Origin of the sequence: Marinospirillum alkaliphilum DSM 21637, from assembly GCF_900119735.1 — a bacterium.
In the GTDB taxonomy this organism is placed as follows: Bacteria; Pseudomonadota; Gammaproteobacteria; order Pseudomonadales; family Halomonadaceae; genus Marinospirillum; species Marinospirillum alkaliphilum.
In genome coordinates this window covers 80,576-105,681 of record NZ_FPJW01000005.1, presented here as the reverse complement: position 1 = coordinate 105,681, position 25,106 = coordinate 80,576, and the positions used below count along the sequence as shown (strand labels likewise).

Below are 25,106 nucleotides of genomic sequence, written 5' to 3'. Positions count from 1 at the left end.
ATCAATCCTGCTGGCGCTGACTCATAAAAGCCAATAACTCGTCACTGGGCAGGGGGCGTGAAATCAGGTAACCCTGGATTTCTGTTGCCCCCAGTGCATCCACATAATCGCGCTGGCGCTGGTCTTCCACGCCTTCAGCGATGGTGGAAATACCCAAGCTTTGACACATGGAGGTGAGGGCCTTGATGATCGCTCGATCACTGCGGCCACGGGTGATGTCTTTTACAAAGGCGCGGTCTATCTTCAGTGAGTCGAGCGGAAACTTCAGCAGGTATTCCAGTGATGAAAAACCGATGCCAAAGTCATCAATGGCGATCTTGAAGCCACGATCACGCAGATCATGCAGCAGACGGATGCTGGCAGCTGGATCACGCATGGCCAGACTTTCGGTGATTTCCAGTTTGATGCCGGATGTCTGCACACCGGCCTTGATTGCTGCCGCTTCAATTTGTTGCAGCAGATCTGACTGGGCAAACTGGGCTGGTGACAGATTGATGCCCATGCGTAGCGAGTAGCCCTGTTGTTGCCATTGCTGTTGCTGCCAGCAGGCGTGATGCAGAATCCATTCTCCCAGTGGCTGGATCAGTGATAACTCTTCCAGCAGTGGAATGAAGACGGCAGGCGACACCTGTCCCTTTTCCGGGTGATTCCAGCGCAGTAAGGACTCGACACCAACCACCCGATCACTGGCCAGATCCAGTTGCGGCTGATACACCAGGGTAAATTCCTGACGCTCCACGGCACGGCGCAATTCATTTTCCAGCGACAGGCGATGGGCCAATTGATCCACTTCACCGGGTTGGTAAAGATTCAGCGTTAACTGACCATCGCGACGCCGGTTGCGCAGTGCACGTTGCGCATAACGCAAGAGGTCCGCCGGCTTGTCAGCTTGTTCAGGGGCGTGGCTGATGCCCACGGTGAGATTCAGCAGCAGCTCGTGTTCATCAATCACCCACTGGCGCAGCAGGGGTTGCAGCAGCTCGGTCAGTTGTGAGCGCAGTTGATCCGGATCGATGGGAGTTGAGGTGTTCAACCACAAGGCAAAGGCAGCGCCTTCCAGCCTGGCAACACTGCCGTTCTGGTTGCGTGCCAGGTGTTGCAGTTGGCTGGATAACAGGGTTAACAACTGGTCAGCAGTATCTGCACCCAGGGCATCACTGATCTGGTGCAGGCGAGAGACTTCAATCACCAGCACCAGCGTGTTGCGGTGGGTGGTGGCTTGCAGTTGTTCCTCCAGGCTGCGCAGGAAGAGTTTACGGTTGGGCAAGCCAGTCAGTGCATCGTGGTGGCTGAGGTATTCAGCCTGATGCTCCAGTGAACGCAAGGCGGTGATGTCTTGTACTGCACCAATAATGCGGCGGGTATCGGGATCCTGCTGGCCCAGCATTTTCAGCAGGTAGGTCTGCTCTTTACCCAGTGAACGCAGCTCCAGGTCAAATTTGCTGCCGTGCTGAATGGTATCACGGAGCAAGGTTTGCAAACGGGCATGGTCTTCCGGGTGAACACTTTGCAGGGCTTCATGCAGGCTGGTCGGTGGATGGCTCAGCCAGTGGAGTAGTCGGGATGCATCATCCAGCCAGTGCAGGCGGTCGGTTCTGGGATCGTACTCCCAGAAGGCCAGGCCAGCCAGAGCCCTTGCGCTGTCTTGCAGGTTACGGGCGTGACGCAGCTCTTTTTCCCGCCGTGCATCGCGCAGCGCATAACGAATGCGCTGCTGCAATAAAGGCAGGTTGATGGGTTTGGTGATAAAGTCGGAAGCACCCACTTCAAAGGCACGGTTAATGGAGGCCATATCATCCGAGCCAGTCAGCATCAGAATTGGTGTCACCTGATGTACTTCCTGCTCCCGGATCAAGCGGCAGGCTTCAAAGCCGTCCATGACAGGCATGGTCACGTCCATCAAGACCAGATCAGGGTGATGTTCGACCCAGGCATCCAGACCTTCCTGGCCATTTTTTGCCTGCACCACCTTGTAACCGGCCTTGCCAAGACCGACAGATAGCAGTAGACGGATTTCAGCAGCATCCTCTACCAGAAGCAGGGTGGCCTGATCGGATTGAGCCATGTGGGCATCCTTAGTGTTACTGGTTTGTTAGCATTTGATGATGTAAAATTAACATAGATTTACAATAACAAACACCCAAAAAAACGAGCATCCTGAAAAAACCTGCTTCTTGATTCCTTCGCAGAAGCAAAGTGTGTCAGGCTTGAAAAGCACGGCAAAATCACAAGTCGAGGACATCCAGTTTATGGTGGAAGCACAGCAGCCAACCAACTATTGCATCGCCTTGCAACCCATCTGTGATCGCAACATGCGCCACGTTGCCGATGAACTTCTGTATCGGGCCAGTGTGGTGGATCACAGCGCTCAGGTTGAAGACCAGATGATGGCAACCGCGCGTGTCAGTAATGCCGCCTTTTATGAAACGGGTCTGGACAAGCTGGTTGGCAAGCGGCCGCTGTTTTTTATTGCACCACATGAATGGCTGCAAAAACCGGAGCTTCTCCCTCCTTATCCTGAGCAGGTGGTGGTGGAGGTACTGGGCAATGTGTTGCAGCAACCAGGTATGCTGGAGCGGTTAAAGGGCGTCAAGGCAGCAGGCTTTCGGCTTGCATTGGATGCATTTGACATCAATGAGCAGAGCAGAGAGCTGTTGAAGCTGGTTGATGTGATTAAAATGGATGCCTTGAGTGAGCTGGACGAAGCCCGCATCAAGCTGTTCCGAGATCAGGGTATTGCCCTGCTGGCACGGCGGGTGGAAGACATGGACGCTTATCGTCGTTGCCAGGCGCTGGGGTTTGAGTATTTTCAGGGTTATTTTTATGCACGCCCGGAAGTGCAGCAACACACCTCCACCCAGCGCGGCAGTAATCGTGGGGCACAGATTCGCATCCTGTCTGAATTGCAGAAAGCAGAACCGGATTACAAGGTGCTGGAGCCGCTGATTGCCCAGGACCCGCAACTGACCTTGATGCTGCTGAAACTGACCAACTCACCGATGTTCCGCCGTCGTACCGAAGTGACCAGCATCAGTCAGGCATTAAGTACGCTGGGACTGGATCGGGTGCGCAGCATGGTCACCACGGTGATGCTGGCCAACAACGGTGCTGCCAGCCGCTTGTTGTTGCCCCAGGCACTGACGCGTGCAGCCATGTGTGAACGCATGGCGGCCAGCATGAGTGGCGTCAATCCGCGAGAAGCCTTTATGGCTGGCCTGATGTCGATGATGGACCTGCTGATGGGGCTGGAGCTGGAAGCCCTGTTGAAGGAATTACCCCTGGCGCAGGAATTAAAAGCTGCACTCCTTTTTGGTGATGGCAAACTGGGCCGGGTGCTGAAACTGGTGAAAGCCTTTGAACAGGCCCGCATGCTGGATTCCAGCCATGAAATGGTACAGCGATTGAATGGCATCTGGATGGATAGTCAGGTCTGGACCAATCAGGTGCTGATGGGTGTGGATTGAATGAGAAGCCCCTGATTAACTATTGCGCTTGGCCATGCTGTGTTGAAATTGATCTCAAAATGCTCATTTACTCCGTGTAAACTCCGCTTTTTCAATCAATTTCGTCTGGCCTTGCCTGCGCTCATCACGTTAATCAGGGGCTTCTTGAGCTTCTTGCGCCATAAAAAAAGCCTGCCGCTTGGCAGGCTTTTTGGTTTGAGGTATTTCCGGATCAGTTCAATCAGCGCAGTCCGAGTTCTTCAATACTCTGGTCGCGCATTTTGAACTTCTGGATCTTGCCGGTGACGGTCATCGGGAAGTCCTGGGTGAACTTGAAGTAACGCGGCACCTTGTAGTGGGCAATTTTGCCTTTGCAGAAGTCGCGCAGTTCCTGTTCGTTGAGGGTCTTGCCTTCGTGGGTTTTCACCCAGGCCATCACTTCTTCGCCGTATTTCTGATCCGGTACACCAATCACCTGCACATCGGAGATGTCCGGGTGGGTGTAGAAGAATTCTTCCAGTTCACGCGGGTAGATGTTTTCACCGCCACGGATGATCATGTCCTTGATGCGACCGGTGATGGCGACATAACCTTCTTCATCCATTTCGGCCAGGTCACCGGTGTGCATCCAGCCGTTGACGATGGATTTGGTGGTGGCTTCTTCGTTGTTCCAGTAGCCCAGCATCACGCTGTAACCCCGGGTGCAGAGTTCGCCTTTTTCACCACGCTCCACCACGCGGCCGGATTCCGGATCGACCAGTTTCACTTCCAGGTGCGGGTGGATGGTGCCCACGGTGGAGACGCGTTTTTCCAGCGGGGCATCCATGCGGGTCTGGAAGCTCACCGGGCTGGTTTCGGTCATGCCGTAACAGATGGTGACGTCTTTCATGTGCATCTTGTCGATGACTTTTTTCATCACTTCAATCGGGCAGTTGGAACCCGCCATGATGCCGGTGCGCAGGTGGCGCAGGTCAAACTTGTCAAAGTCCGGGTGTTCCAGTTCAGCAATGAACATGGTCGGCACGCCGTAAAGGGTGGTGGCCTTTTCTTCTTCCACGGCTTTCAGGGTCAGTTCTGGGTCAAAACCGTCGGATGGGTAAATCATGGTGGCGCCATGAGTGACACAACCAAGGTTGCCCATCACCATGCCAAAGCAGTGGTAAAGCGGCACCGGAATCACCATGCGATCTTTATGGGTGAGGTTCATGCCTTCACCGACAAAATAACCGTTGTTGAGGATATTGTGGTGCGACAGGGTGGCGCCCTTGGGTGCACCGGTGGTGCCGGAGGTGTACTGGATGTTGATGGGATCATCAAACTGCAGGGTTTTCTGCAGGTCATGCAGTTCCGCTTCGGTGACCTGATCGTACATGGACATCAGATCGGACCAGGTGAACATGCCTTCACTGGCCAGCTCGTCGCTGAGGCAGATCACCCGCTTGAGTTCCGGCAGGCGTTCACTGCGGAAGGTCTGGGTGGTACTGTTTTTTAATTCGGGTGCCAGCTCACAGATCATGTCGGCGTAGCGGGAGCTTTTGAATTCACCCTGCAGGATCAGGGTGCTGGTGCCGGATTGTTTGAGGGCGTATTCCAACTCGTGGGTGCGGTAGCTGGGATTGATGTTCACCAGAATGGCACCGATCTTGGCGGTGGCAAACTGGGTGATGCACCACTCGGCACAGTTGGGAGACCAGATGCCGACTCGTTCGCCACGCTGGACGCCCATTTTCATCAGACCACGGGCACAGCGGTTCACTTCCTGCTGCAACTCTTTATAGGTGTAGCGCAGCTTCTGGTGACGGGAGATCAGGGCATCATTGTCCGGGAATTGGGCAACGGTTCTGTCGAACAGGTCGCCGATGGTCATGCCCAGCAGGGGCTGGTCACTGATGCCGCTGACGTAGCTCGGTTGTTTGCTCATAAACCCACCTTTTATCTTTGTTGTGTGTTGGTTCAGAACGGCAGAATGAAGTAAGGGGCTTATCCTGCCTTTTGTTGTTTTTCCAGTTTGCGGTGTTCCCGTTCACGCACCTTGTCCAGGGCTTCACGGCACCGGGCTTCTGCAGTGTTGAGTTCTTCCTGCAGGCGCTGGATGTCACGCAGTTGTTGCTGCATGTCGGCCTGTTTCTTGGCCAGAATGTCCAGCATGTAGAGCAACTGTTTTTCATCACCTTCAGTGGTGGAGTCGTACATGTCGTACAGCTCCTTGCTTTCGGCCAGGCTGAATCCCAGTCGCTTGCCGCGCAGGGTCAGCATCAGTCGCACCCGGTCTTTTGGACTGTAAATGCGGGTCTGCCCTTGGCGCGCAGGGTTAAGAATGCCCTGCTGCTCATAAAAGCGGATGGTGCGCGTGGTGACATCAAATTCCTTCGCCAGGTCACTGATGCTGTAGGTGCGCAATTTTGCTGCTTTGTTCATGCCGAAGCCTTCCAGGAGGTGTTGTGAATCAACTTTAATCAAGGTTGACGTTTACGTAAAGGAAAATGTGGCGATTTTTTTGTCAGTAGCGGTTCACTCGCCGGTAATTGCTGGGGCTGACACCCATTACCTTCTTGAACAGGCGGGAAAAATAATAGCTGTCTTCATAACCCAGTTGCTCGGCAATCTGCGGCAGACTGGCGTCACTGGTGTCCAGCAGGTGGCAGGCACGTTCGATTTTCATCTGCAGGTAATGCTGGATCGGGGTTTCACCGGTCAACTGCTTGTAACGAGCGATGAAATGATAGCGTGATAAACCCGCTTTTGCAGCCAGACTGTCCAGATCCAGACGGTCATGCAGGTGATCACGCATTAACTGGTGCAGTTGCTCCAGATCCAGCTCTGCCTGTTGACGCAGCTGCGGGCGCTTGTGGGACAGCGGCAGGGCAGTCAGCAACTGGCGCAGGCGGTTGCAGGCGTGAATCAGGGGTTGTTCCTGAAAACCTGAGTCCTGCACCGATAACAGACCGTTGAAATCCACCAGCAGGCGTGGCTGTCGGCCCAGGTTAATGCGTCGGTTGTTGCCCTGGAAGCCCAGATACTGGCGCAGGTAGGTGGTCAGTGGACCGGTGTAGTGTACCCAGTGAATGGTCCAGGGGTTGTGATCCGGGGTGGTGTAGTGGTGAGGCTCACCCGCTGGCAGATACAGCAGATCACCGGCCTGAATGTGCAGCTTTTGCTGACCGGTGACCACTTCTGCTTCCCCTTCGGTGCAATAAATCAGCAGCTCATCATCATGGCGGCTGCGATACATCGAGTGCCCGCGTGCACGCTGATAGTGACCAAAGGACAACGGATAAAGCTCCCGTGTCAGCGGGTGTTTTTCCAGCAGCTTACGCAGGCGCTGCGGAATGATGTAACGCACACTGCCCGGCGGCAGGGGCCAGTCGGAGGTCTGGGACATGAGGTCTGAATGCTTGTTCGGCTGGTGACTTATTTCGCAATATAGTCCATCACGCACACAATTTAGTCAATTTACGCAGGCGTCAACTGCTGCTACTTTTCTTTCAACCTAGCGGGTGCTTGGTTTTTTTGATCAGGCGACCTGACAAGAATAAAAAAGCAGTAAAAGAGGATTTGTTATGGATTTTAACCTGACCGAAGACCAGCAGGCCTTCCGGGATGCCGCCAGGGCGTTTGCTGAAAAAGCCATGGCTCCCCACGCAGCTCAGTGGGATGCTGAGCATATTTTCCCGCTGGATGTGATCCGTGAAGCCGGTGACATGGGCTTCTGTGGCATGTACACCCCGGAAGCATTTGGTGGCATGGCGCTGTCGCGTCTGGATACCAGTGTGATTGTTGAAGAGCTGGCGGCGGCCTGTCCTTCCACTGCGGCCTACATCACCATTCACAATATGGTGAGCTGGATGGTGGCCAGTTTTGCCCAGGCCGATGTGGCGGCTGAAATTGCCCCGAAACTGGCTGCTGGTGAGTGGCTGGGCTCTTATTGCCTGACGGAGCCCGGTGCCGGTTCGGATGCCGGTAGCCTGCGAACCCGCGCCACCCGCGACGGTGACGAGTATGTACTGGAAGGCTCCAAGATGTTCATTTCCGGGGCGGGCAGCACCCAGATTCTGGTGGTGATGGCGCGTACCGGCAGCCTGGAAGACGGCCCGAAGGGTATTTCTGCATTTATTGTTCCTGCTGATGCGGCCGGTATTGAATACGGCAAGTGTGAAGACAAGCTGGGCTGGAACAGCCAGCCAACACGCCTGGTCACCTTCGACAAGGTGCGCATTCCAGCCTGCAACCTGCTGGGTAAAGAGGGTGAAGGCTTCAAATTTGCCATGAAAGGGCTGGATGGTGGCCGTGTCAATATTGCCACCTGTTCAGTGGGTGCGGCTCAGGCTGCGCTGACGCTGGCGCGTAATTACGTGCATGAACGTAAACAGTTTGGCCGTGAACTGGCTGATTTTCAGTCCGTGCAGTTCAAGCTGGCTGACATGGCCACTGATCTGACAGCGGCGCGCCAGATGGTGCGTCTGGCGGCATTCAAAATGGACCAGCAAGATCCGGAAACCCCGATGTTCTGTGCCATGGCCAAGCGTTTTGCCACCGATGTGTGTTTTCAGGTGATTGACGAAGCCCTGCAATTGCACGGCGGTTATGGTTACATCAGGGAGTATCCGCTGGAGCGTTACCTGCGGGATGCCCGGGTGCACCGCATCCTGGAAGGCACCAATGAAATCATGCGCTTGATTGTGGCGCGACGTGTATTGGAAGAAGGCGTACTGGAGGCGATTTACTGATGACTGACCTGCTGAAATATGAAAAACGTGGCCACATTGCGCTGATCACCATCAACAACCCGCCGGCCAACACCTGGAATGAAGAGTCACTTTCCGGCCTGAAAACACTGGTGGAAAGCCTGAATGCAGACCGTGAGATTTATGCGCTGGTGATCACCGGTCAGGGCGAGAAGTTCTTCTCGGCCGGGGCTGACCTGAACAAGTTTGCCGAGGGTGACAAGGCGGTAGCGCGTGACATGGCGCGGTATTTTGGTCTGGCGTTTGAGGCACTGACCAACTTCCGGGGTGTGTCCATTGCGGCCATCAACGGCTATGCCATGGGTGGTGGTCTGGAGTGTGCGCTGTCCTGCGACCTGCGCGTGGCGGAAGAGCAGGCGCAGATGGCCTTGCCGGAAGCCCGAGTTGGCCTGCTGCCCTGTGCCGGTGGCACCCAGAACCTGCCCTGGCTGGTTGGTGAAGGCTGGGCCAAGCGGCTGATCCTGTGTGGTGAGCGCATCAAGGCTGACAAAGCCCTGGAAATTGGCCTGGTGGAAGAAGTGGTCCCCACCGGCAAGGCGCTGGAGCGGGCACTGGAACTGGCCGAAATGGCCTGCCAGCAGTCACCGTCTTCGATTGCCTCTTGCAAGCAGTTGGTGATGCACGCCCGTGAAGCCAGCAGCCATGAACAGGGCTGGCGTCTGGAGCGGGAGCTGTTTGTGGATCTGTTTGACACCGAAGACCAGAAAGAAGGTGTGCAGGCGTTTTTGCAGAAACGCACACCGGATTGGAAAAATCGCTGAAGGCAGCTGCTGAAGCCTGGTATGTATCGTCGATGCAATAGCAATAGCTAAAGCGGGGATTACCCACGATGCTGGCAGTGAAGGGATATCGCTGAGGCGGGGGATTACCCACGAGCTGGCAATGAGGACTGGTGTACCACTGGTCAGGCTGTCCGCAACAGGGATGTTGCGGCAGAGCTTACAGGGAAGTATTCACGCGTCCTGACCAGTCGGTACCCGGTACTCAGATTTCGGTGACACCTGATACTGGATATAAAAACGAGAACAAGAGGTCCGCCATGAGTGATTTACCGGTGATTTTCAGCGAACTGCCGCTGAACAACGGCCAGAAACTGGGGGTGGCTACCCTCAACGCGCCGCGTGCCCTGAATGCTCTGTCGCTGGAGATGATCGAACAACTGCTGCCGAAGTTCCGCAGTTGGGCAAATGATGCCCACATCGCAGCGGTATGGCTGGAAGGCATGGGTGACAAGGCTTTCTGTGCCGGTGGAGACATCGTGGCGCTCTACCGTTCGATGACCGAATACACCGGTGGCAGTGATCCGGCAAAAGAAAACCCCTACGCTGAAACCTTTTTTACCACTGAATACAAGCTGGATTACCTGATCCATACCTACCCCAAACCCCTGATTGTCTGGGGCAATGGCATTGTCATGGGTGGTGGTATGGGACTGTTTGCCGGTGCGGCTTTCCGGGTGGTGACCGAATCCTCCCGTCTGGCAATGCCGGAAATCACCATTGGTCTGTACCCCGATGTGGGCGGCAGCTGGTTTCTGAACCGCATGCCCGGTCGGACCGGCCTGTTTCTGGGGTTGACGGGTGCCAACATCAACGCTGCTGATGCCCTGTTTGTGGGGCTGGCGGATCGTTTCATTGCCCACGAACAACGCAATGCCGTGTTGGGTGCGTTGGAAGAAGCGCCCTGGGGTGAAGATGCCTTCCGTACTGTTAGCCAGGTGCTGCGGGAGTTTGAGGCGCGTTCACTGGATCAGTTACCGGAATCTCAGGTGCAGCAGCATTACGAAGAAATTCAGTACCTGACCGATGCCGATTCGGCACTGGAGCGGGTCAAGAAGATCACTGCTTATGCCGGTGAGGACAAATGGCTGCAGCGTGCCGCTCATACCCTGGCGGCGGGTTCACCCACCTCGATGCTGCTGATTCAGGCGCAGCTGCAACGCACCCGTCATGCTTCGCTGAAAGAAGTGTTTCAGCAGGAACTGAAGCTGTCGGTGCATGCGGCTTTAAAAGGCGAATTTGCTGAAGGTATTCGTGCGCTGCTGATCGACAAGGACAAGAAGCCCCGCTGGCATTACCCCACCGTGGGTGCGGTGGAGCAGCAGTGGATTGACAGCTTTTTTGAGCCGCTGTGGGCCAGCAGCCCCTTGCAGGATCTCTGATTTTTTTTGAAACCATCAAGCTTCCGAACATAAAAACAACAGGAGTCACAAGATGAGCAAGATTGCATTTATCGGTCTGGGCAACATGGGTGGTCCGATGGCACAGAACCTGGTCAAGGCCGGGCATGATGTCAGCGGTTTTGACCTGAGTGCGGATGCCCTCAAGGCGCTGGAAGCGGCGGGTGGCAAGGCCGCTGCATCTGCTTCTGCGGCCGCTCAGGGTGCCGAGGTGGTGGTTTCCATGCTCCCCGCCGGTCAGCATGTTGAAAGCCTGTACCTGGGTGATGCCGGGCTGTTTAGCCAACTGGCTGCCGGTACGCTGGTGATTGACTCCTCCACCATTGCCGCGGAAACCTCCCGAAAGGTCGGCAAGGTTGCTGCTGAAAAAGGCATTCGCTTCATTGATGCGCCGGTATCCGGCGGTGTGGGTGGTGCCAAGGCGGGCACACTGAGCTTCATCGTGGGTGGCGCCCAGGCTGATTTTGAAGCCGCCACACCCATCCTGCAGAACATGGGCAAGAACATTTTTCACGCCGGAGATACCGGTGCCGGTCAGATTGCCAAAATCTGCAACAACATGCTGCTGGCAATCCTGATGGCTGGCACCACCGAAGCGCTGGCGATGGGTGTGAAAAATGGCCTCGATCCGGCAGTGTTGTCCGAGATCATGAAACAAAGCTCCGGCGGCAACTGGGCGCTGAATGTCTACAACCCCTGGCCGGGTGTGATGGAAGGTGTGCCGGCTTCCAATAACTACCAAGGTGGTTTCCAGGTGGACCTGATGGCCAAAGACCTGGGGCTGGCCTGGGAAACGGCATTAAGCAGCAAAACCTCCATCCCGATGGGCTCGCTGGCGCGCAACCTGTTTGCCCTCCATGCCCAGAAAGGCAATGGCGGCCTGGACTTCTCCAGCATCCAGAAGATGTTTGCTGAGTAACTGTTTTGGCTAGAGGTTTGGGTTGGATTGTGCCATTAGCCCGGGCAGCTTCTGTCAGGCAGTCTGCTCCTCGGCGCATCGGCTTTCCCTGCCTCAAGCGCCGCGCTGCGCAGTCCCTGCTCCGCTTGTTGCAGACAACCTGACCGCAGCCCTGATTGGTAGTCTTAGCCAGGCAGGGGAGGCCAAAAGTCTAGCTGAAGGGGCAGGGTGTTTCCGGGTCAGGCCGTCCGCAACATGGATGTTGCGGCCGGAGCTTACAGGGACGTATTCACGCGTCCTGACCGGGAATGCCCTGTACCCGAAGCGGGCCGAAAGCTCTATGCCATTTGAAGCCCGAAGCGGGCCGAAAGCACGGCGCTGATAGGTGCTGGTGCCCGAAGCGGGCCGAAAGCACGGCACTGATAGGTGCCAGCAAGCAGTACTGAACAAAAATAAGAAAAAGGTATTTCACCATGCAAGCACAGAACGCAAGACAGAATGCACTTCAGAATCCAGAAGTTTTCTGGGCCGAGCAGGCTGCCCAGATTGACTGGTACAAAAAACCGACACAGATCCTGCAGGAAAACAGTGATGGCACACACCGCTGGTTTGCAGATGGCGAGCTGAACTCCTGTTTTCTGGCGCTGGATCGCCATGTGGCGGCCGGTAAAGGCAACCGCATTGCACTGATCTACGATTCCCCCGTCACCGATACCCGTAAAACCTACACCTATCAGGAACTGCTGGATGCCGTGGCACTGTTTGCCGGGGCATTAAAAGCCCAGGGTGTTGGCAAGGGTGATGGTGTCATCATCTACATGCCCATGGTGCCGGAAGCCGGTATTGCCATGCTCGCCTGCGCCCGTCTGGGTGCCGTGCATTCGGTGGTCTTTGGTGGTTTTGCACCCCACGAGCTGGCAGTGCGGATTGATGACTCCAAACCCAAGCTGGTGCTGACGGCCTCCTGCGGCATCGAGTTCACCAAGGTGATTGAGTACAAGCCCCTGGTGGACGCAGCGATTGAAGAGGCCAGCCACAAACCGGAAAAGGTCATCCTGCTGCAACGCCCTCAGGCTAGGGCTCAGATGCAGGCCGGGCGTGATCTGGACTGGTATGACATTCAGCAGGATGTGCAGCCGGCTGACTGTGTGCCGGTGGCAGCGACTGATCCCTTGTACATCATGTACACCTCCGGTACCACCGGCAAACCCAAAGGGGTGCTGCGTGAAAATGGTAGTCATGCCGTGGCGCTGAACTTTGCCCTGCGCAATGTTTATAACATGCAGGATGGGGATGTCTGGTGGGGCATTTCCGATATCGGTTGGGTGGTGGGGCATTCCTTCATCATGTACGGCCCGCTGATGGGTGGTTGCACCACGGTGTTTTATGAAGGCAAGCCGGTGCGCACCCCGGATGCCGGTGCCTTCTGGCGCGTGATTCAGGATTACGGTGTCAACGGCATCTTCTGTGCCCCCACTGCTTTCCGCGCCATTCGCAAGGAAGACCCTGAAGGGGCGTTGTTCCGCCAGTATGACGTGTCTTCCCTGAAACATATTTTTGTGGCCGGTGAAAAACTGGATTCACCGACCTACCACTGGTTGCGTGAAATGTCACAGAAGCCGGTGTTTGACCACTGGTGGCAGACGGAAACCGGCTGGCCGGTGACGGCACCGCTGACGGGTATGGGCGAGGATGAACTGCGAGTCGGTTCCACCAATCGGGGTGTGCCGGGTTATGACGTGCAGGTGTTGCGTCCGGATGGCTCACAGGCTGACCCGGGTGAGATGGGCTCGATTGCCATCAAGCTGCCCTTGCCGCCTGGTGTGGCGCAGACCCTCTGGGGTGACCATGAGCGTTACCTGAAATCCTATCTGGGCACCTTCCCCGGTTATTACCACACCGGTGATGGGGGTTACATCGACCAGGACGGCTTTGTTTACATCATGGGGCGTACCGATGATGTGATCAACGTCTCCGGGCATCGCCTCTCCACCGGCGAGATGGAGGAAGTGGTGGCCACCCATCCGGCGGTGGCTGAGTGTGCGGTGATTGGTGTGTCGGATGAGTTGAAGGGCCAGCTACCGGTAGGGTTGATCCTGCTGAAGGATGGTGCGGATATCAGCCCGGCGCAGTTGGAGAAGGAGCTGGTGGCCCTGGTGCGCGAAAAGATCGGTGCACTGGCCTGCTTCCAGAAGGCGCTGGTGGTGAAGCGTTTGCCCAAGACCCGTTCCGGCAAGATCCTGCGAGCCATTTTGCGCAAGATAGCTGAAGGCGAGGACTATGCGCCGCCGTCCACCATTGATGATTTGTCCATTCTTCCGGAGATTGGTGAATCTCTGAAAGCAGCGGGCATCCTCAAAAACTGACGCGGATTAAAAAATCGCAAAAAAATCCAAATGAGTACTTGTCGAAGCGGTTGGTATGGTTTACGTTTACGTCAAGGTCATAGATGACTGGTTCGACAAGCTCAGTAAAACCAGGCTGGAATAAAAACAACAGGGCAATGCCCACAGCAAGAGGATTAACCATGAGCCAGGAGTTCGTGCTGGAAACGCGAGGTCTGACCAAAGAATTTCGCGGTTTCACTGCTGTTGACTCAGTGGATCTGCAGGTCACCGAAGGGCACATTCATGCCCTGATCGGCCCCAACGGTGCCGGCAAGACCACCGTGTTCAACCTGCTGACCAAATACCTTCCCGTAACCCGCGGTGACATCCTTTATCGCGGTAAATCCATTGTCTCCATGAAATCCAACGAGATTGCTCGTCTGGGTCTGGTGCGTTCCTTTCAGATTTCGGCGGTGTTCCCACACATGACCGTGCTGGAAAATGTACGTGTGGCGCTGCAGCGTCCGATGGGCAACTCCTTTCATTTCTGGAAGCACGAAAAGGTGCTCAACCAGCTGAATGATCGTGCCATGGAGCTGCTGGAGTCTGTGGGCCTGGGTGAGTATGCCGACAACGTGACCGTAGAGCTGCCTTATGGCCGCAAGCGTGCACTGGAGCTGGCCACCACCCTGGCGATGGAGCCGACGGTGATGCTGCTGGATGAACCCACACAGGGTATGGGTCATGAAGATGTGGATCGGGTGGTAGAGCTGATTCGCAAGGCCGCCAAAGGCCGTACCGTACTGATGGTTGAACACAACCTGAGTGTGGTCAGCAAGCTGTGTGACAAGATCACCGTGCTGGCGCGTGGTGCAGTGCTGGCCGAAGGCGACTATGCCACGGTTTCTGCCAATCCGAAGGTGCGTGAAGCCTATATGGGCAGTGAACATGCTGAAGTACAGGGGGCTCACTGATGAGCGCAGACAAGCCGAACTATGAACAGTTGCGGATCATTGATCTGCACTCTTTTTACGGTGAATCCCACATCCTGCACGGGATTGACCTGCACGTAAACCGGGGTGAGCTGGTGACCCTGCTGGGCCGTAATGGTTCTGGTCGCAGCACCACCCTGAAATCGATCATGAACATGGTGGGGCGCCGTACCGGTTCCATCATGATCAATGGTAATGAAACCATCCATACACCGGCGCACCAGATTGCGCGTCTGGGTGTGGGTTATTGCCCGGAAGAGCGAGGCATCTTTGCCAGCCTTAACGTGGAAGAAAACCTGCTGTTGCCACCGACTGTTCGCAGCGGTGGCATGAGTCTGGACGAAATCTACGAGATGTTCCCCAACCTTTATGAGCGCCGCAAGAGCCAGGGTACACGGCTGTCGGGTGGTGAGCAGCAGATGTTGGCGATGGCCCGCATCCTGCGCACTGGTGCCAACATGCTGCTGCTGGATGAAATCACTGAAGGTCTGGCACCCGTTATTGTGCAGAAACTCGCCGAGGTGCTGCTGAAACTCAAGGACAAAGGCCTGACCATTCTGCTGGTGGAGCAGAACTTCCGTTTTGCTGCCCCCATCGCAGACCGTCATTACCTGATGGAACATGGTCAGATCGTGGAAGAAATCCGCAAGGATGAGCTGGAAAGCAAAAAAGACATCCTCAACACCTATCTCGGCGTGTAATGAGGCGGGTGTGCAACCGAACATGGATTTAAACGTTTAGCGTTTGGCTAATCATGGATGAGAAAACAAAACAACAACAAAAGCCGGCAAGGCAACGGAGAATAACAATGAAAATGATGAAAACTGCATTAACAGCCGCAATTGCAACTGCCATGGGCATCAGCGCTGCCCAGGCCAACATTTCCGACAACGAAGTGCGTATTGGTTACCTGGCCGATATGTCCGGTATCTACCGTGACTTGGCGGGTCCCAATGGTCTGGCTGCACTGCGTATGGCGGTAGAAGATTTTGGTGGTAGTGTGAATGGCAAGCCAATCCGCATTCTCAGTGCTGATGACCGTAACAGCCCAGACGTTGCTTCCAGTACTGTGCGTCAGTGGGTTGAGCGTGATCGTGTGGACATGGTGCAGGGTCTGATTGCTTCTTCAGTAACCATTGCTGCCACCCGCGTCATGAACGGCACCAACACCCTGGGGTCTGGTGAACGGTTCTGCTGCTTCCAGCATCACCAACGAACACTGCACCCCGAACCACATCCACTGGGCTTATGACACCTATCCGCTGGCTCACGGTACTGCTGCTGCGGTAGTGGCTGAGGGTGGCAAGAACTGGTTCATCCTGACAGCTGACTATGCTTTCGGTCATGCGCTGGAGGGTGATGTACGTTCAGTGGTAGAGGCCAACGGTGGCCGTATTGTGAATACCGTGCGTCACCCGCTGGCCACCAACGACTTCTCCTCCTACATGCTGCAGGCTCAGGCTTCTGGTGCTCAGGTAGTAGGTCTGGCCAACGCTGGTGCCGATACCGTTAACTCCATCATCACTGCCGGTGAGTTTGGTCTGACCCAGTCTGGTCAGAACATTGCTGCACTGCTGCTGTTCCTCAACGACGTGCATGCACTGGGTGTACAAACTGCCCAGGGCATCCAGCTGACCACTGGCTGGTACTGGGATATGGATGAAGATGCCCGTGCCTGGTCTGATCGCTTCTACCAGCGCACCAATGCCCGTCCTTCCATGGTTCAGGCCGGTATCTACTCCAGCACCATGCACTACCTGAAAGGTGTGCAGGCGACAGGCAGCGACAAGGCTGCTGATGTACGCAAGTGGATGATGGATAACCAGATCAACGACATGTTCGCCAAGGGTGGTTATGTTCGTGAAGACGGCCGCATGGTTCACGATATGTACCTGGCTCAGGTGAAAACCCCTGCCGAATCCAAAAACGAATGGGATCTGTACAAAATCATCCGCACCATCCCCGGTGACGAGGCTTTCCGTCCTCTGAGCCAGAGTGTGTGCCCGATGGTGAAGAAGTAATCGCAACAGATCCGCGGGGCCGATTCAGGCCCCGCATTTAGCCTGAAAGAAGGTTTCATACAAGGTTTCGTGAGAGGATGGTACGCAGATGACCATGATATTCGGAGTGCCTGCAGCCGCTTTTTTCGGTCAGCTGCTGCTAGGACTGATTAACGGTGCGTTTTATGCACTTCTGAGCCTGGGGCTGGCGGTCATTTTCGGCCTGCTCAAGATCATCAACTTTGCCCATGGTGCGCAGTACATGCTGGGAGCCTTTGCTGCTTGGCTGATGCTCAACATGCTGGGTATCAACTACTGGGCTGCGCTGTTTCTGGCTCCCCTTATCGTCGGTATCATCGGGGTACTGATCGAACGTTTTCTGCTGCGTCGCATTGCGCATGTGGACCATATCTACGGCCTGCTGCTGACCTTTGGTCTGGCGCTGATCATCCAGGGTGTGTTCACCAACTGGTTTGGTGTATCCGGTAGCCGTTATCCAGTTCCTGAAGCCTTGCGGGGCGGCGTTAATCTCGGCTTCATGTTCCTGCCCTATTACCGTGCCTGGGTGGTGGTGATTGCACTGCTGGTGTGTTTTGGTGTGTGGTTCATGATCGAAAAAACCAAACTGGGTGGTTATCTGCGTGCAGGTACCGAAAACCCGGCACTGATGCAGGCCTTTGGTATCAACGTGCCCCTGCTGGTGACTCTGACCTACGGCTTCGGTGTGGCACTGGCTGCCTTTGCCGGTGTACTGGCAGCTCCCATTTATTCAGTTGCTCCGGGTATGGGTGCCAATCTCTTGATTGTGGTGTTTGCGGTGGTGGTCATTGGTGGCATGGGCTCCATTATGGGCGCCATCATCACCGGTCTGGCCATGGGTATTATTGAAGGTCTGACCAAGGTTTATTACCCCGAAGCATCCAATACCGTCATCTTTCTGGTGATGATCCTTGTACTGCTGCTGCGTCCGTCCGGACTCTTCGGTAAGGAGGCTTGATCATGTCAACAACTCAAACTGTCAAACCGAGTGTTGCGCTGGAAGCTCGCCAGGCTGCAGACCGTCGTCGCTGGATGTTGTATGGCGTAATGCTGGCTGTAGCACTGGTGGCTCCCTTTGTAGCCTACCCCGTGTTCTTGATGAAAATTCTTTGTTTTGCCCTGTTTGCCTGTGCCTTTAACCTGCTGCTGGGTTATGCCGGTCTGTTGTCTTTCGGTCATGCTGCCTTCCTGGCTACCGGAGGCTATTACACCGGTTACATGCTCAGTCAGCATTCACTGACACCTGAGCTGGGTATCCTGGTCGGCACTGCCGCTGCCACCGTGCTGGGTGTGCTGTTTGGTGTACTGTCCATTCGTCGTCAGGGCATCTATTTTGCCATGATCACACTGGCACTGGCGCAGATGGTGTTCTTCTTTTATCTGCAGGCGGATTTCACTGGTGGTGAAGATGGCATGCACGGCATTCCACGCGGACACCTGTTCGGGCTGATTGATATGACCAACAACCTGAACATGTACTACTTCGTGCTGGCGGTGTTCCTGTTTGGTTTCCTGCTGATCCAGCGTACCATACATTCACCCTTTGGTCAGGTGCTGAAAGCCATTCGTGAAAACGAGCCGCGTGCCATTTCACTGGGTTACAACACGGATGCCTACAAGCTGGTGGCCTTTGTATTGTCTGCTGCTCTGGCCGGTCTGGCCGGTTCCACCAAAACGGTAGTGTTCCAGCTGGCCTCCCTGACTGATGCCCACTGGCATATGTCTGGTGAAGTGGTGCTGATGACTCTGGTGGGTGGTGTAGGCACCTTGTTTGGTCCGCTGATTGGTGCTGCCTTTGTGATCGGCATTGAACATCAGCTGGCACAAAGTGCGCTGGGTGACTGGGTCAACGTGGTACTGGGTGTGATCTTTGTGGTCTGCGTACTGACCTTCCGGGCCGGTATTGTGGGCGAAATCCAGAAGTTCATGAAAAAGAACTTCCGCTAAGATTTTTCGCCAAGGTTTAGCTGTAACTGTAAGACCTCGTCATCATCTTTGCTCTGTGGGTCACGTCTCTGTGCCCTTGCTTGACCCGCCAGGTAACTGGTGGGTCTTTTTTGTTTTGACTTTGTAATAGTGTAACGAAACCACCCGGTTTACAATGTGTCAAAGCGGCATCTTTCCCAACAGCAGAGCCCGGCAAGCATGAGTGAAAAAACCACTGGTAAATCCAGAAAAATTCTTTTTATGGGGATAACTGCCCTGGCTTTGATTCTGGTGGTGGTGCTGGCGATTTTCGGGACATTGAAGGTCAAGGATCGCTTACCGGGAACAGGGAGTGATTTTATCGGTGCCGGTGGGCCACTGGGTGATCCGCGCATCAGGTTGAACACATCCTTTTACTACAGTTTTGAAGAGCCTTTTGTGGTGCCTATGGGAGGCTCATCACGGCGGCAGAGTTTTTTGCGGGTCAGTCTGGCTGTGAAGGTTGAGGATCAGCGCACTGCACAGGCCATCGAAAGGCACAGCCCGCTTATCCGCAGTCGCATCAATCTGATGTTGAGGGAGATGACGCGTGCAGAGCTGCAAACACCAGAAGGTAAGCAACAACTTCAGGTTGCCGCAGCCCGGGTTATTCGTGATGTCATGGGGCCTGATCCGCTGGCCATTGATGGCGTGTTGATCACGGACTTTGTGTTGCAGTGAAGTGGCTAAACGAATCTCTTAGGTAGTCTGTGTCACGAGTTTATCTGCAGTGACAGGGCGCCCAAAGTAGTAACCTTGAAAATGGTTGCAACCCATTGTTCGGAGCAAGGCGACCTGCTCGGAGGTTTCGACACCTTCCGCAATCACATCCAGATTAAATGCCTGCCCCAGTGTGACGACACTTTTCACTATTGCTGCATCAGAAGAGTCAGCTTGTAGATTCTGAACGAAGGATCGATCGATCTTAACCTGATTAAGCGGAAGGTGCCGCAGGTAGCTGAGGGAAGAAAAACCGGTTCCAAAATCGTCAAGTGATATGCTAAGGCCCATCGCCTGTAATTGTGTCATTTTTGCAATGATTTTTTCCTGATCAGCAATCATCACTGCTTCAGTCAATTCCAGTTTCAGCCTTTGAGATCTGGCTCCGGTTTCAGCCAGGCAGTGTGCAACCTGATTCACAAAATCATCTTGCTGAAATTGTACGGCACTTACATTGATTGCAAGCTGCCAGGCTTCGCTTGTCGGGTGCTTTTGCCATAGAGACAACTGACGGCAAGCTTCCTGTAGTACCCAGTGCCCGATTGGAAGAATCAGGCGGGAGCGTTCTGCAATCGGAATAAATTGATCCGGCGGTATCAAACCCTTGACCGGGTCTCGCCAACGCAACAGGGCTTCAGCTCCTGTGGTCTGACCTTTTTCATTGCATTGAATCTGATAGTGCAACTCAAATGCCTGGCTGCTCAATGCTTTTTCCAAGGCTAGCTGAGTTTCAAAATATTGCTGCACCAACCGTTCTGCTTCCGGGTCAAAAAAACAGATCTTCTGGTTTTGCTGCTTAGCCTGGTGCAGTGCCACTTCTGCCTGTTTGACAAGCTCACCAGGGGAGGGGTGTGAGGCTGTAAACAGGGTGATGCCAACGCTTGCCGGACAGCGTAGCGTTTTTCCGGCAACCTCATGGGGTTGATCAAGAAAATCCAGCAGGTGTTTGGCTTTTTCTTCTGCCTGCAGGGTGGCCTGCTGCAGGCGAGAATCCAGTTTTTCATCAAGAACCAGAAAAACATCGCCGCTCAGTCGTGCAAACTGTGCACTCTCCCCCCAGTAGGATCGCAAGCGTTTTGCAATATTGACCAATATCCGATCACCTGCATCATGTCCGTAGCTGTCATTAATGAGCTTGAAGTTGTCCAGGTCGAAGCAAAAAAGGGCCGCATGGTTTTCTGTGCTGGCTTTGATCTTGAGTGTCTGCAAGGTTTCTTCAAGGCGGTGCAGCAGCAGCTGACGATTTGCAAGGCCAGTCAAAGGGTCATACAGGCCAAGGTATTCAGCTTTGGCTTCAGCCTTTTTCAGTTCTGACAAATCCAGAAAGGCCCCGACATAATAGGCCACCTGTTGATCTGAATGCTTCACGGCCTGAATAGTCAGGCGTTCAGGGTATACCTCGCCGGATTTATGGCGATTCCAGATTTCGCCTTCCCAGCGTTGATGCCTTGACAGGCTTTGCCACATATCCTGATAAAAGCTGGGATGATGGCGACCGGATTGCAGCAGCGTGGGGGTTTTTCCGATGACTTCCTGGGGTGAATATCCAGTTATGCTGGTAAATGCCTGATTCACTTGCAGGATTTTCTGATTTGCATCAGTAATGACCATGCCGGTGGGTATTTCGAAAGCTGCAGCAGCTATTTTTTGTGCTTCGTGCGCGCTCTGAATGCGATCCAGCATCTTGTTGACTTCATCATAGACACGGCCGAACTCATTGTTCTCCCGCCACTGAGGACGTGTTTGAATATCTGCCAGTTGCTGGGCCTGTTCAAAGAAGCGAACCAGTTGCAAAATCGGAGTGGTGAAGTAGCTGGCCAGTGCGCTTGCCAGTGCATAAGAAAACACCAGCATGCTCACAGCAATGACGAATAGGGCAGGTGCATCCTGTTCAAGTCGTTGAGCAAGGCTTTGTGTCTTAAAGCTCAGCCATGCAGTCCCCAGCGGCGCTTCACCAAAGTACAGGTCCTGATACAGATTCAGATGGTTGCTGCCGCGCTGTATGTGACGCTGATCCGGTGGTGGCAGGGGTGCGACCTCAAGGTTGCTGGTGCTGGCCTGATACAGAAAAACGGGCACAGCATTTTTGTCATGAATGACAGCCGCTTGAAGTAATTCAAAGGAGCCTAGCTTGGCATTGATATCTGCAGCCACCCGAATATCATCCAGAAGGATCAGCTCCGCAAAATCCTTGCTGAGTATCTGAGCCAGTATGGAGGCATACTCCTGAGTTTGCTGCTGTTGCTTCAGCAGATTCCAGCTTACAAATGCAGTGTAACCCATGAGTCCAGTGATCATGGCAACGGCAAGAATGATCAGGCTGAGTCGCTTTTTAATCGATCTGCGCCACACAGCAGTCATGGATTCTGTTCACCGGCCTGTTTTGAAAGATTCACCTTGGGAAGCGACAGGTTGTTGCCCCATTCTGTCCAGGAGCCTTCGTAAACAGCAACCCGATAACCCAGGGCTTGCATGACCACATAGTTCATGGCTGACTGCGCCGAACCGGTGCAGTACAAGATGATTTCCTGATCCTTGGGTAGCTCTTTGTAGACTTCACGTAAATCATCGAGGCTTCTCAAGCGATAAGTCCCCTCCACCTGTTCACGATTTTGTGTCCAGGGGTAGTGCAGTGCGGTGGGGATGTGTCCAGCACGCAGTGCTCCACCTGAAGTCTCGCCCATGTAATGTGCCTTGCTGCGGCCATCCAGAATGGGCTGGTGGCCAATGGCAGCCAGGGTGCCGAGCTGGGTTTTCAGGCGTTGCGGGTCTATTCGGGGTATAAACTGACGGGTTACGGGAGTAACCGCTTGCTGGCTGATTGGCAAAAGCCCCTCTTGCCAGTGGCCCCAGGCAGTGTCGAGGAAAAAGACTTCCTGGTGCCCCATGAACTCCAGTATCCAGTAAAGACGGGCTGCCCAGATGAACTCATGGTTTCCCACCACCACAACCTGTTGCTGGTGATTGATGCCCAGATCACTGAACAATGACTGCAGCTGGCTGATGGGTGGCAATAAAAAACTGTCAGCAAACAGGGTCATGGGAGGCAGATTGACTGATCCTGAAACATGGCCATTCAGGAATTCCTCTGACTCCCGAACATCAACAATCAACAGGTTTTCGTGTTCCAGCCTGTTTTTTAACCAGTGCGGATCCACGATTGTGGCCTGAATGGAGGGAGTGAGCAGGCAGAGGATGATGACTGAAAAGTAGTTTCTGAATTGCATTGCACGATGCCCTCTGCCGATTTTTGTAACATTGTTGAGTGTTTGCTGGGGGGCTCGCAACTGGATTGACGCTGTTTTTATGGCTGTTTTATTGCGCTTGATACATTCTTGATACATTCATCAGGAAAAACAACTAAAAAACGATAACTGTTTGGTTGTATGATCTGTGTCAATGTTTGATTTTGGTTGTGTGTTTTTTGTTGTCCGGGCGTTGGTTTTTTGCGGCTAATCACTGGTGCAACATGAAATGTATCATCAATGTATCATCCTGCATGGCTGTATCGCTCCCCGTTGACTTTTCCAATTGAGTGGCAAGCTTGTTTCTGGCTGAATTGCTGTGCCCGTATTGATGGTGGGGTTTTCTTTATTCAGGAGCAGCCAGTTTGAAATCTAAACTGATTCAGCCAACCCAGGTTGAACGAAAGATGCGGCAGGATGACTTTATTGTCTCGAAAACAGATGCCAGAGGCATCATCACCTATTGCAATCCGATTTTCATCGAATTTGCTGGCTATACGGAGCAGGAGCTTCTAGGTAAGCAGCATAATATAGTCAGGCATCCACACATGCCCCGGGCTGCCTTCAAACTGGCCTGGGATACCATAAAGTCAGGCAGAGAGTTTTTTGCTTATGTTAAAAACATGAGCAAGGATGGTAGCTATTACTGGGTTTTTGCCCATATCACCCCAGACCTTGACCCAGTCGGACAGCTGATCGGGTATACCTCTGTTCGCCGCTGTCCTGATCAGCGTGTACTTGATGTCATCACTCCCCTTTACCAGAAAATGCTGAATGCAGAGCAGTCTGTTGCTACAACAGATGCGGTTGCTGCCGGTACCCGGGTATTGGTTGATTATCTGGCTCATAAAGGAAAGCCCTATGAAGAATGGGTTCTTACAGTTTAGTTCGTTGATATGGCCGGCCCTTGTTTCTGTTGCCGGTGCGATCTGTGCATTCTGGTTTCCCTGGTTAACCCTGTTGACAGGGGGGCTGGTTGCTATCTGGTTACTTTGGTTTTCGTTCAGGTTGAGTGCGCGGCATCATGAAACCCTTCTGGTGACAGGAATCTGCCAGCGCATTCATGAGGGACACCTTGATCAACGTTTGCCAAGGCGGCTGCAGGACCCTGATCTGGAGTTTATTCGGGTCGGACTGAACTCTGCTCTGGACCAGACAGAAACCACTTTCCGAGAGATTCTGGGTGCGCTGGAAGCCTCCAGTCGTGGTGATCACTATCGTTCCATCCAGGTAGGCGGACTACACGGCACTTTCAAAAGAGTCACTGAAGCGACACAAAGCATTCTCGATCAGGTACAGCAAGCGCAGGAGTTGGTGAATCGTGAATCACTGTTATCGCGGATTTTTCTGCGATCCGAGAAAGGCATGTCTTCGGCACTAAGTGCGTCTGATGCTTCGCTGGTTCAGGTCAATGCAGAGGCTGAAGCCATCGCCGGTTTCTCTGATGAATTCATCGAAACAGCTAATGCCATGACCGGAACGGCAAAAGAGATGTACTCGGCAATGGATGATGCAAAAGGAGCGGTTGAGTCGAGTTCGTTGGCGCTTGAGGCTTTGACTGACGCTGCAACACTTATCAGTGAGCGCAGTAGCCAGATTGATGGTCTTGCCGGACAAACCAATTTGCTGGCGCTGAATGCGGCCATTGAGGCGGCGCGAGCTGGAGAACATGGTCGAGGCTTTGCTGTGGTGGCCGATGAAGTCAGATCCCTGGCTGAGCAATCAAGACGAACTGCCGTCGAGATTACCGGTTCCATTGAAAACATGATGACAACCCTTGGATCAATGACCCAGCGCTTCACTGATCTTAACCAGGCTGTTGGTAACGCCAGAGTACTTTCGGAGTCTTTTGCAACCACGCTCAGTGAATCGGCCAGGGCTGCTGAGGAAGTCCAGCAAAAAACACGCCTGATAACCGAGCATACTCATGATATGGGGGCTTCGATGCGCTTGTTGAGCTCAGCCCAGCAGGCCCGTGCGGATGTGAATGCCATTTTGAACGGCATGCCGATAAAAATTGATGATTTGCATAATATTTCGCAGCAGGCTGCGAACTTTGCGGAAGTTGGGCGCTGGTCGGGTAACAGTGATGATCGGGCCGCACTGCTGGATATTTATGATCAGTATTTTGCTGATATTGAAAGTCAGCTGGAAGCGTTGGGACGCTGAAAATCATCCGCAGTTGTTCCATTTGTTGCACAGGGTTCCAACAGGAGATTTTGAATGGGCATTACCAGTCGCACCGAAAATCAGGGGCGAACAATATTCATCAATGTTACCGAGCGCTTTGATTTCAACCAGCATGCAGTGTTTCGCAAACTGCTGAATGATGCAAAGGATGGTTGTGAGTTTGTGGTTGACCTGACTGCTGCTGAATACATGGACAGCTCTGCCCTTGGGCTACTTTTATTGCTGAGAAAGAAGGCAGGAAACAACCGTGTTGAGCTGAGGTATGTCAAACCCTCTGCCATCGAAAAGGTGGTTTCAGCATCAAACTTTTCTCGTTTGTTTGATTGCAAAGCCGTATCGCCTTTATGAGTGATCAGTGCAATA

The 25,106-nt window shown here is 53.9% G+C and carries 20 protein-coding genes and 1 pseudogene; 15 read left to right on the top strand and 6 right to left on the bottom strand.

Translation table 11 applies throughout. The annotated features are described in order from the left end of the window. Window position 1 precedes the first annotated feature (1 nt). Window positions 2–2,065 carry a putative bifunctional diguanylate cyclase/phosphodiesterase gene (locus BT114_RS08300; protein ID WP_072325899.1) on the bottom strand — a complete coding sequence of 688 codons (2,064 nt, stop codon included), beginning with the start codon at window positions 2,063–2,065 and terminating at the stop codon, window positions 2–4. A gap of 184 nt (window positions 2,066–2,249) precedes the next feature. Between BT114_RS08300 and BT114_RS08295 the strand changes: the two genes are divergently transcribed. After that, window positions 2,250–3,464: an EAL and HDOD domain-containing protein gene (locus BT114_RS08295; RefSeq protein ID WP_072326024.1), complete on the top strand. Its 1,215-nt coding sequence runs from the start codon at window positions 2,250–2,252 to the stop codon at window positions 3,462–3,464. A 220-nt stretch (window positions 3,465–3,684) separates the two neighbouring features. Here BT114_RS08295 and BT114_RS08290 read toward each other — a convergent pair whose 3' ends face one another. From BT114_RS08290 to BT114_RS08280, 3 genes are all read right to left on the bottom strand, one after another. After that, window positions 3,685–5,364 (bottom strand): AMP-binding protein, encoded by a 1,680-nt coding sequence (locus BT114_RS08290; protein WP_072325898.1) that lies wholly within the window; start codon window positions 5,362–5,364, stop codon window positions 3,685–3,687. A 59-nt stretch (window positions 5,365–5,423) separates the two neighbouring features. Next, window positions 5,424–5,861 carry a MerR family transcriptional regulator gene (locus tag BT114_RS08285; RefSeq protein WP_072325897.1) on the bottom strand — a complete coding sequence of 146 codons (438 nt, stop codon included), beginning with the start codon at window positions 5,859–5,861 and terminating at the stop codon, window positions 5,424–5,426. An 82-nt stretch (window positions 5,862–5,943) separates the two neighbouring features. Then, window positions 5,944–6,825, bottom strand: coding sequence for an AraC family transcriptional regulator (locus BT114_RS08280; protein ID WP_072325896.1), 882 nt, complete (start codon window positions 6,823–6,825; stop codon window positions 5,944–5,946). Window positions 6,826–7,003: 178 nt separating this feature from the next. On the opposite strand from BT114_RS08280, the gene BT114_RS08275 reads away from it, so the two are divergent. From BT114_RS08275 to BT114_RS08225, 11 genes and pseudogenes are all read left to right on the top strand, one after another. Further along, window positions 7,004–8,170, top strand: a complete 1,167-nt coding sequence (locus BT114_RS08275) for an acyl-CoA dehydrogenase family protein (protein WP_072325895.1) — start codon at window positions 7,004–7,006, stop codon at window positions 8,168–8,170. Then, entirely contained in the window at window positions 8,170–8,949 is a 780-nt protein-coding gene (locus BT114_RS08270) for an enoyl-CoA hydratase (RefSeq protein WP_072325894.1), read from the top strand. The genes BT114_RS08275 and BT114_RS08270 overlap by 1 nt, the downstream gene beginning before the upstream one ends. A gap of 278 nt (window positions 8,950–9,227) precedes the next feature. Next, window positions 9,228–10,349, top strand: a complete 1,122-nt coding sequence (locus BT114_RS08265; protein WP_072325893.1) for an enoyl-CoA hydratase/isomerase family protein — start codon at window positions 9,228–9,230, stop codon at window positions 10,347–10,349. A gap of 52 nt (window positions 10,350–10,401) precedes the next feature. Next, the gene (gene mmsB, locus BT114_RS08260; RefSeq protein ID WP_072325892.1) at window positions 10,402–11,286 is read left to right on the top strand and encodes a 3-hydroxyisobutyrate dehydrogenase; all 885 of its coding nucleotides are present in this window, start codon (window positions 10,402–10,404) and stop codon (window positions 11,284–11,286) included. A gap of 452 nt (window positions 11,287–11,738) precedes the next feature. After that, on the top strand, window positions 11,739–13,631 hold the full coding sequence (locus BT114_RS08255) for a propionyl-CoA synthetase (protein ID WP_072325891.1): 1,893 nt from the start codon (window positions 11,739–11,741) through the stop codon (window positions 13,629–13,631). 161 nt (window positions 13,632–13,792) lie between these two features. Further along, window positions 13,793–14,566, top strand: a complete 774-nt coding sequence (locus BT114_RS08250; protein WP_072325890.1) for an ABC transporter ATP-binding protein — start codon at window positions 13,793–13,795, stop codon at window positions 14,564–14,566. Further along, window positions 14,566–15,285 carry an ABC transporter ATP-binding protein gene (locus BT114_RS08245; RefSeq protein ID WP_072325889.1) on the top strand — a complete coding sequence of 240 codons (720 nt, stop codon included), beginning with the start codon at window positions 14,566–14,568 and terminating at the stop codon, window positions 15,283–15,285. Before BT114_RS08250 ends, BT114_RS08245 begins: the two co-directional genes overlap by 1 nt. A 107-nt stretch (window positions 15,286–15,392) precedes the next feature. Then, window positions 15,393–16,605: pseudogene (locus tag BT114_RS08240) on the top strand (ABC transporter substrate-binding protein). A gap of 88 nt (window positions 16,606–16,693) precedes the next feature. Continuing rightward, the gene (locus tag BT114_RS08235) at window positions 16,694–17,581 is read left to right on the top strand and encodes a branched-chain amino acid ABC transporter permease (protein ID WP_072325888.1); all 888 of its coding nucleotides are present in this window, start codon (window positions 16,694–16,696) and stop codon (window positions 17,579–17,581) included. A gap of 2 nt (window positions 17,582–17,583) precedes the next feature. Next, window positions 17,584–18,570 carry a branched-chain amino acid ABC transporter permease gene (locus BT114_RS08230; RefSeq protein ID WP_072325887.1) on the top strand — a complete coding sequence of 329 codons (987 nt, stop codon included), beginning with the start codon at window positions 17,584–17,586 and terminating at the stop codon, window positions 18,568–18,570. Between the two features lie 198 nt (window positions 18,571–18,768). Beyond that, window positions 18,769–19,269, top strand: coding sequence for a flagellar basal body-associated FliL family protein (locus BT114_RS08225; RefSeq protein ID WP_072325886.1), 501 nt, complete (start codon window positions 18,769–18,771; stop codon window positions 19,267–19,269). A gap of 18 nt (window positions 19,270–19,287) precedes the next feature. Here BT114_RS08225 and BT114_RS08220 read toward each other — a convergent pair whose 3' ends face one another. Both BT114_RS08220 and BT114_RS08215 read right to left on the bottom strand, forming a co-directional pair. Next, complete coding sequence (locus tag BT114_RS08220) at window positions 19,288–21,669, bottom strand: putative bifunctional diguanylate cyclase/phosphodiesterase (protein ID WP_072325885.1); 2,382 nt, start codon at window positions 21,667–21,669, stop codon at window positions 19,288–19,290. Continuing rightward, entirely contained in the window at window positions 21,666–22,535 is an 870-nt protein-coding gene (locus tag BT114_RS08215) for a sulfurtransferase (RefSeq protein WP_072325884.1), read from the bottom strand. Before BT114_RS08215 ends, BT114_RS08220 begins: the two co-directional genes overlap by 4 nt. Window positions 22,536–22,918: 383 nt before the next feature. On the opposite strand from BT114_RS08215, the gene BT114_RS08210 reads away from it, so the two are divergent. The 3 genes from BT114_RS08210 to BT114_RS08200 are packed head-to-tail and all read left to right on the top strand — an operon-like array spanning window position 22,919 to window position 25,091. Then, window positions 22,919–23,440, top strand: a complete 522-nt coding sequence (locus BT114_RS08210; RefSeq protein WP_072325883.1) for a PAS domain-containing protein — start codon at window positions 22,919–22,921, stop codon at window positions 23,438–23,440. Further along, window positions 23,361–24,722 (top strand): methyl-accepting chemotaxis protein, encoded by a 1,362-nt coding sequence (locus tag BT114_RS08205; RefSeq protein ID WP_177247063.1) that lies wholly within the window; start codon window positions 23,361–23,363, stop codon window positions 24,720–24,722. The genes BT114_RS08210 and BT114_RS08205 overlap by 80 nt, the downstream gene beginning before the upstream one ends. A 54-nt stretch (window positions 24,723–24,776) precedes the next feature. Beyond that, the gene (locus BT114_RS08200; RefSeq protein ID WP_072325881.1) at window positions 24,777–25,091 is read left to right on the top strand and encodes an STAS domain-containing protein; all 315 of its coding nucleotides are present in this window, start codon (window positions 24,777–24,779) and stop codon (window positions 25,089–25,091) included. The last annotated feature ends 15 nt before the right edge of the window (window positions 25,092–25,106 follow it).

Excerpts from the sequence above, each read along its gene's own strand:
- BT114_RS08300 (WP_072325899.1), bottom strand. The coding sequence starts at position 2,065 with ATGGCTCAATCCGATCAGGCCACCCTGCTTCTGGTAGAGGATGCTGCT.
- BT114_RS08295 (WP_072326024.1), top strand. The coding sequence starts at position 2,250 with ATGGTGGAAGCACAGCAGCCAACCAACTATTGCATCGCCTTGCAACCC.
- BT114_RS08290 (WP_072325898.1), bottom strand. The coding sequence starts at position 5,364 with ATGAGCAAACAACCGAGCTACGTCAGCGGCATCAGTGACCAGCCCCTG.
- BT114_RS08285 (WP_072325897.1), bottom strand. The coding sequence starts at position 5,861 with ATGAACAAAGCAGCAAAATTGCGCACCTACAGCATCAGTGACCTGGCG.
- BT114_RS08280 (WP_072325896.1), bottom strand. The coding sequence starts at position 6,825 with ATGTCCCAGACCTCCGACTGGCCCCTGCCGCCGGGCAGTGTGCGTTAC.
- BT114_RS08275 (WP_072325895.1), top strand. The coding sequence starts at position 7,004 with ATGGATTTTAACCTGACCGAAGACCAGCAGGCCTTCCGGGATGCCGCC.
- BT114_RS08270 (WP_072325894.1), top strand. The coding sequence starts at position 8,170 with ATGACTGACCTGCTGAAATATGAAAAACGTGGCCACATTGCGCTGATC.
- BT114_RS08265 (WP_072325893.1), top strand. The coding sequence starts at position 9,228 with ATGAGTGATTTACCGGTGATTTTCAGCGAACTGCCGCTGAACAACGGC.
- mmsB (WP_072325892.1), top strand. The coding sequence starts at position 10,402 with ATGAGCAAGATTGCATTTATCGGTCTGGGCAACATGGGTGGTCCGATG.
- BT114_RS08255 (WP_072325891.1), top strand. The coding sequence starts at position 11,739 with ATGCAAGCACAGAACGCAAGACAGAATGCACTTCAGAATCCAGAAGTT.
- BT114_RS08250 (WP_072325890.1), top strand. The coding sequence starts at position 13,793 with ATGAGCCAGGAGTTCGTGCTGGAAACGCGAGGTCTGACCAAAGAATTT.
- BT114_RS08245 (WP_072325889.1), top strand. The coding sequence starts at position 14,566 with ATGAGCGCAGACAAGCCGAACTATGAACAGTTGCGGATCATTGATCTG.
- BT114_RS08235 (WP_072325888.1), top strand. The coding sequence starts at position 16,694 with ATGACCATGATATTCGGAGTGCCTGCAGCCGCTTTTTTCGGTCAGCTG.
- BT114_RS08230 (WP_072325887.1), top strand. The coding sequence starts at position 17,584 with ATGTCAACAACTCAAACTGTCAAACCGAGTGTTGCGCTGGAAGCTCGC.
- BT114_RS08225 (WP_072325886.1), top strand. The coding sequence starts at position 18,769 with ATGAGTGAAAAAACCACTGGTAAATCCAGAAAAATTCTTTTTATGGGG.
- BT114_RS08220 (WP_072325885.1), bottom strand. The coding sequence starts at position 21,669 with ATGACTGCTGTGTGGCGCAGATCGATTAAAAAGCGACTCAGCCTGATC.
- BT114_RS08215 (WP_072325884.1), bottom strand. The coding sequence starts at position 22,535 with ATGCAATTCAGAAACTACTTTTCAGTCATCATCCTCTGCCTGCTCACT.
- BT114_RS08200 (WP_072325881.1), top strand. The coding sequence starts at position 24,777 with ATGGGCATTACCAGTCGCACCGAAAATCAGGGGCGAACAATATTCATC.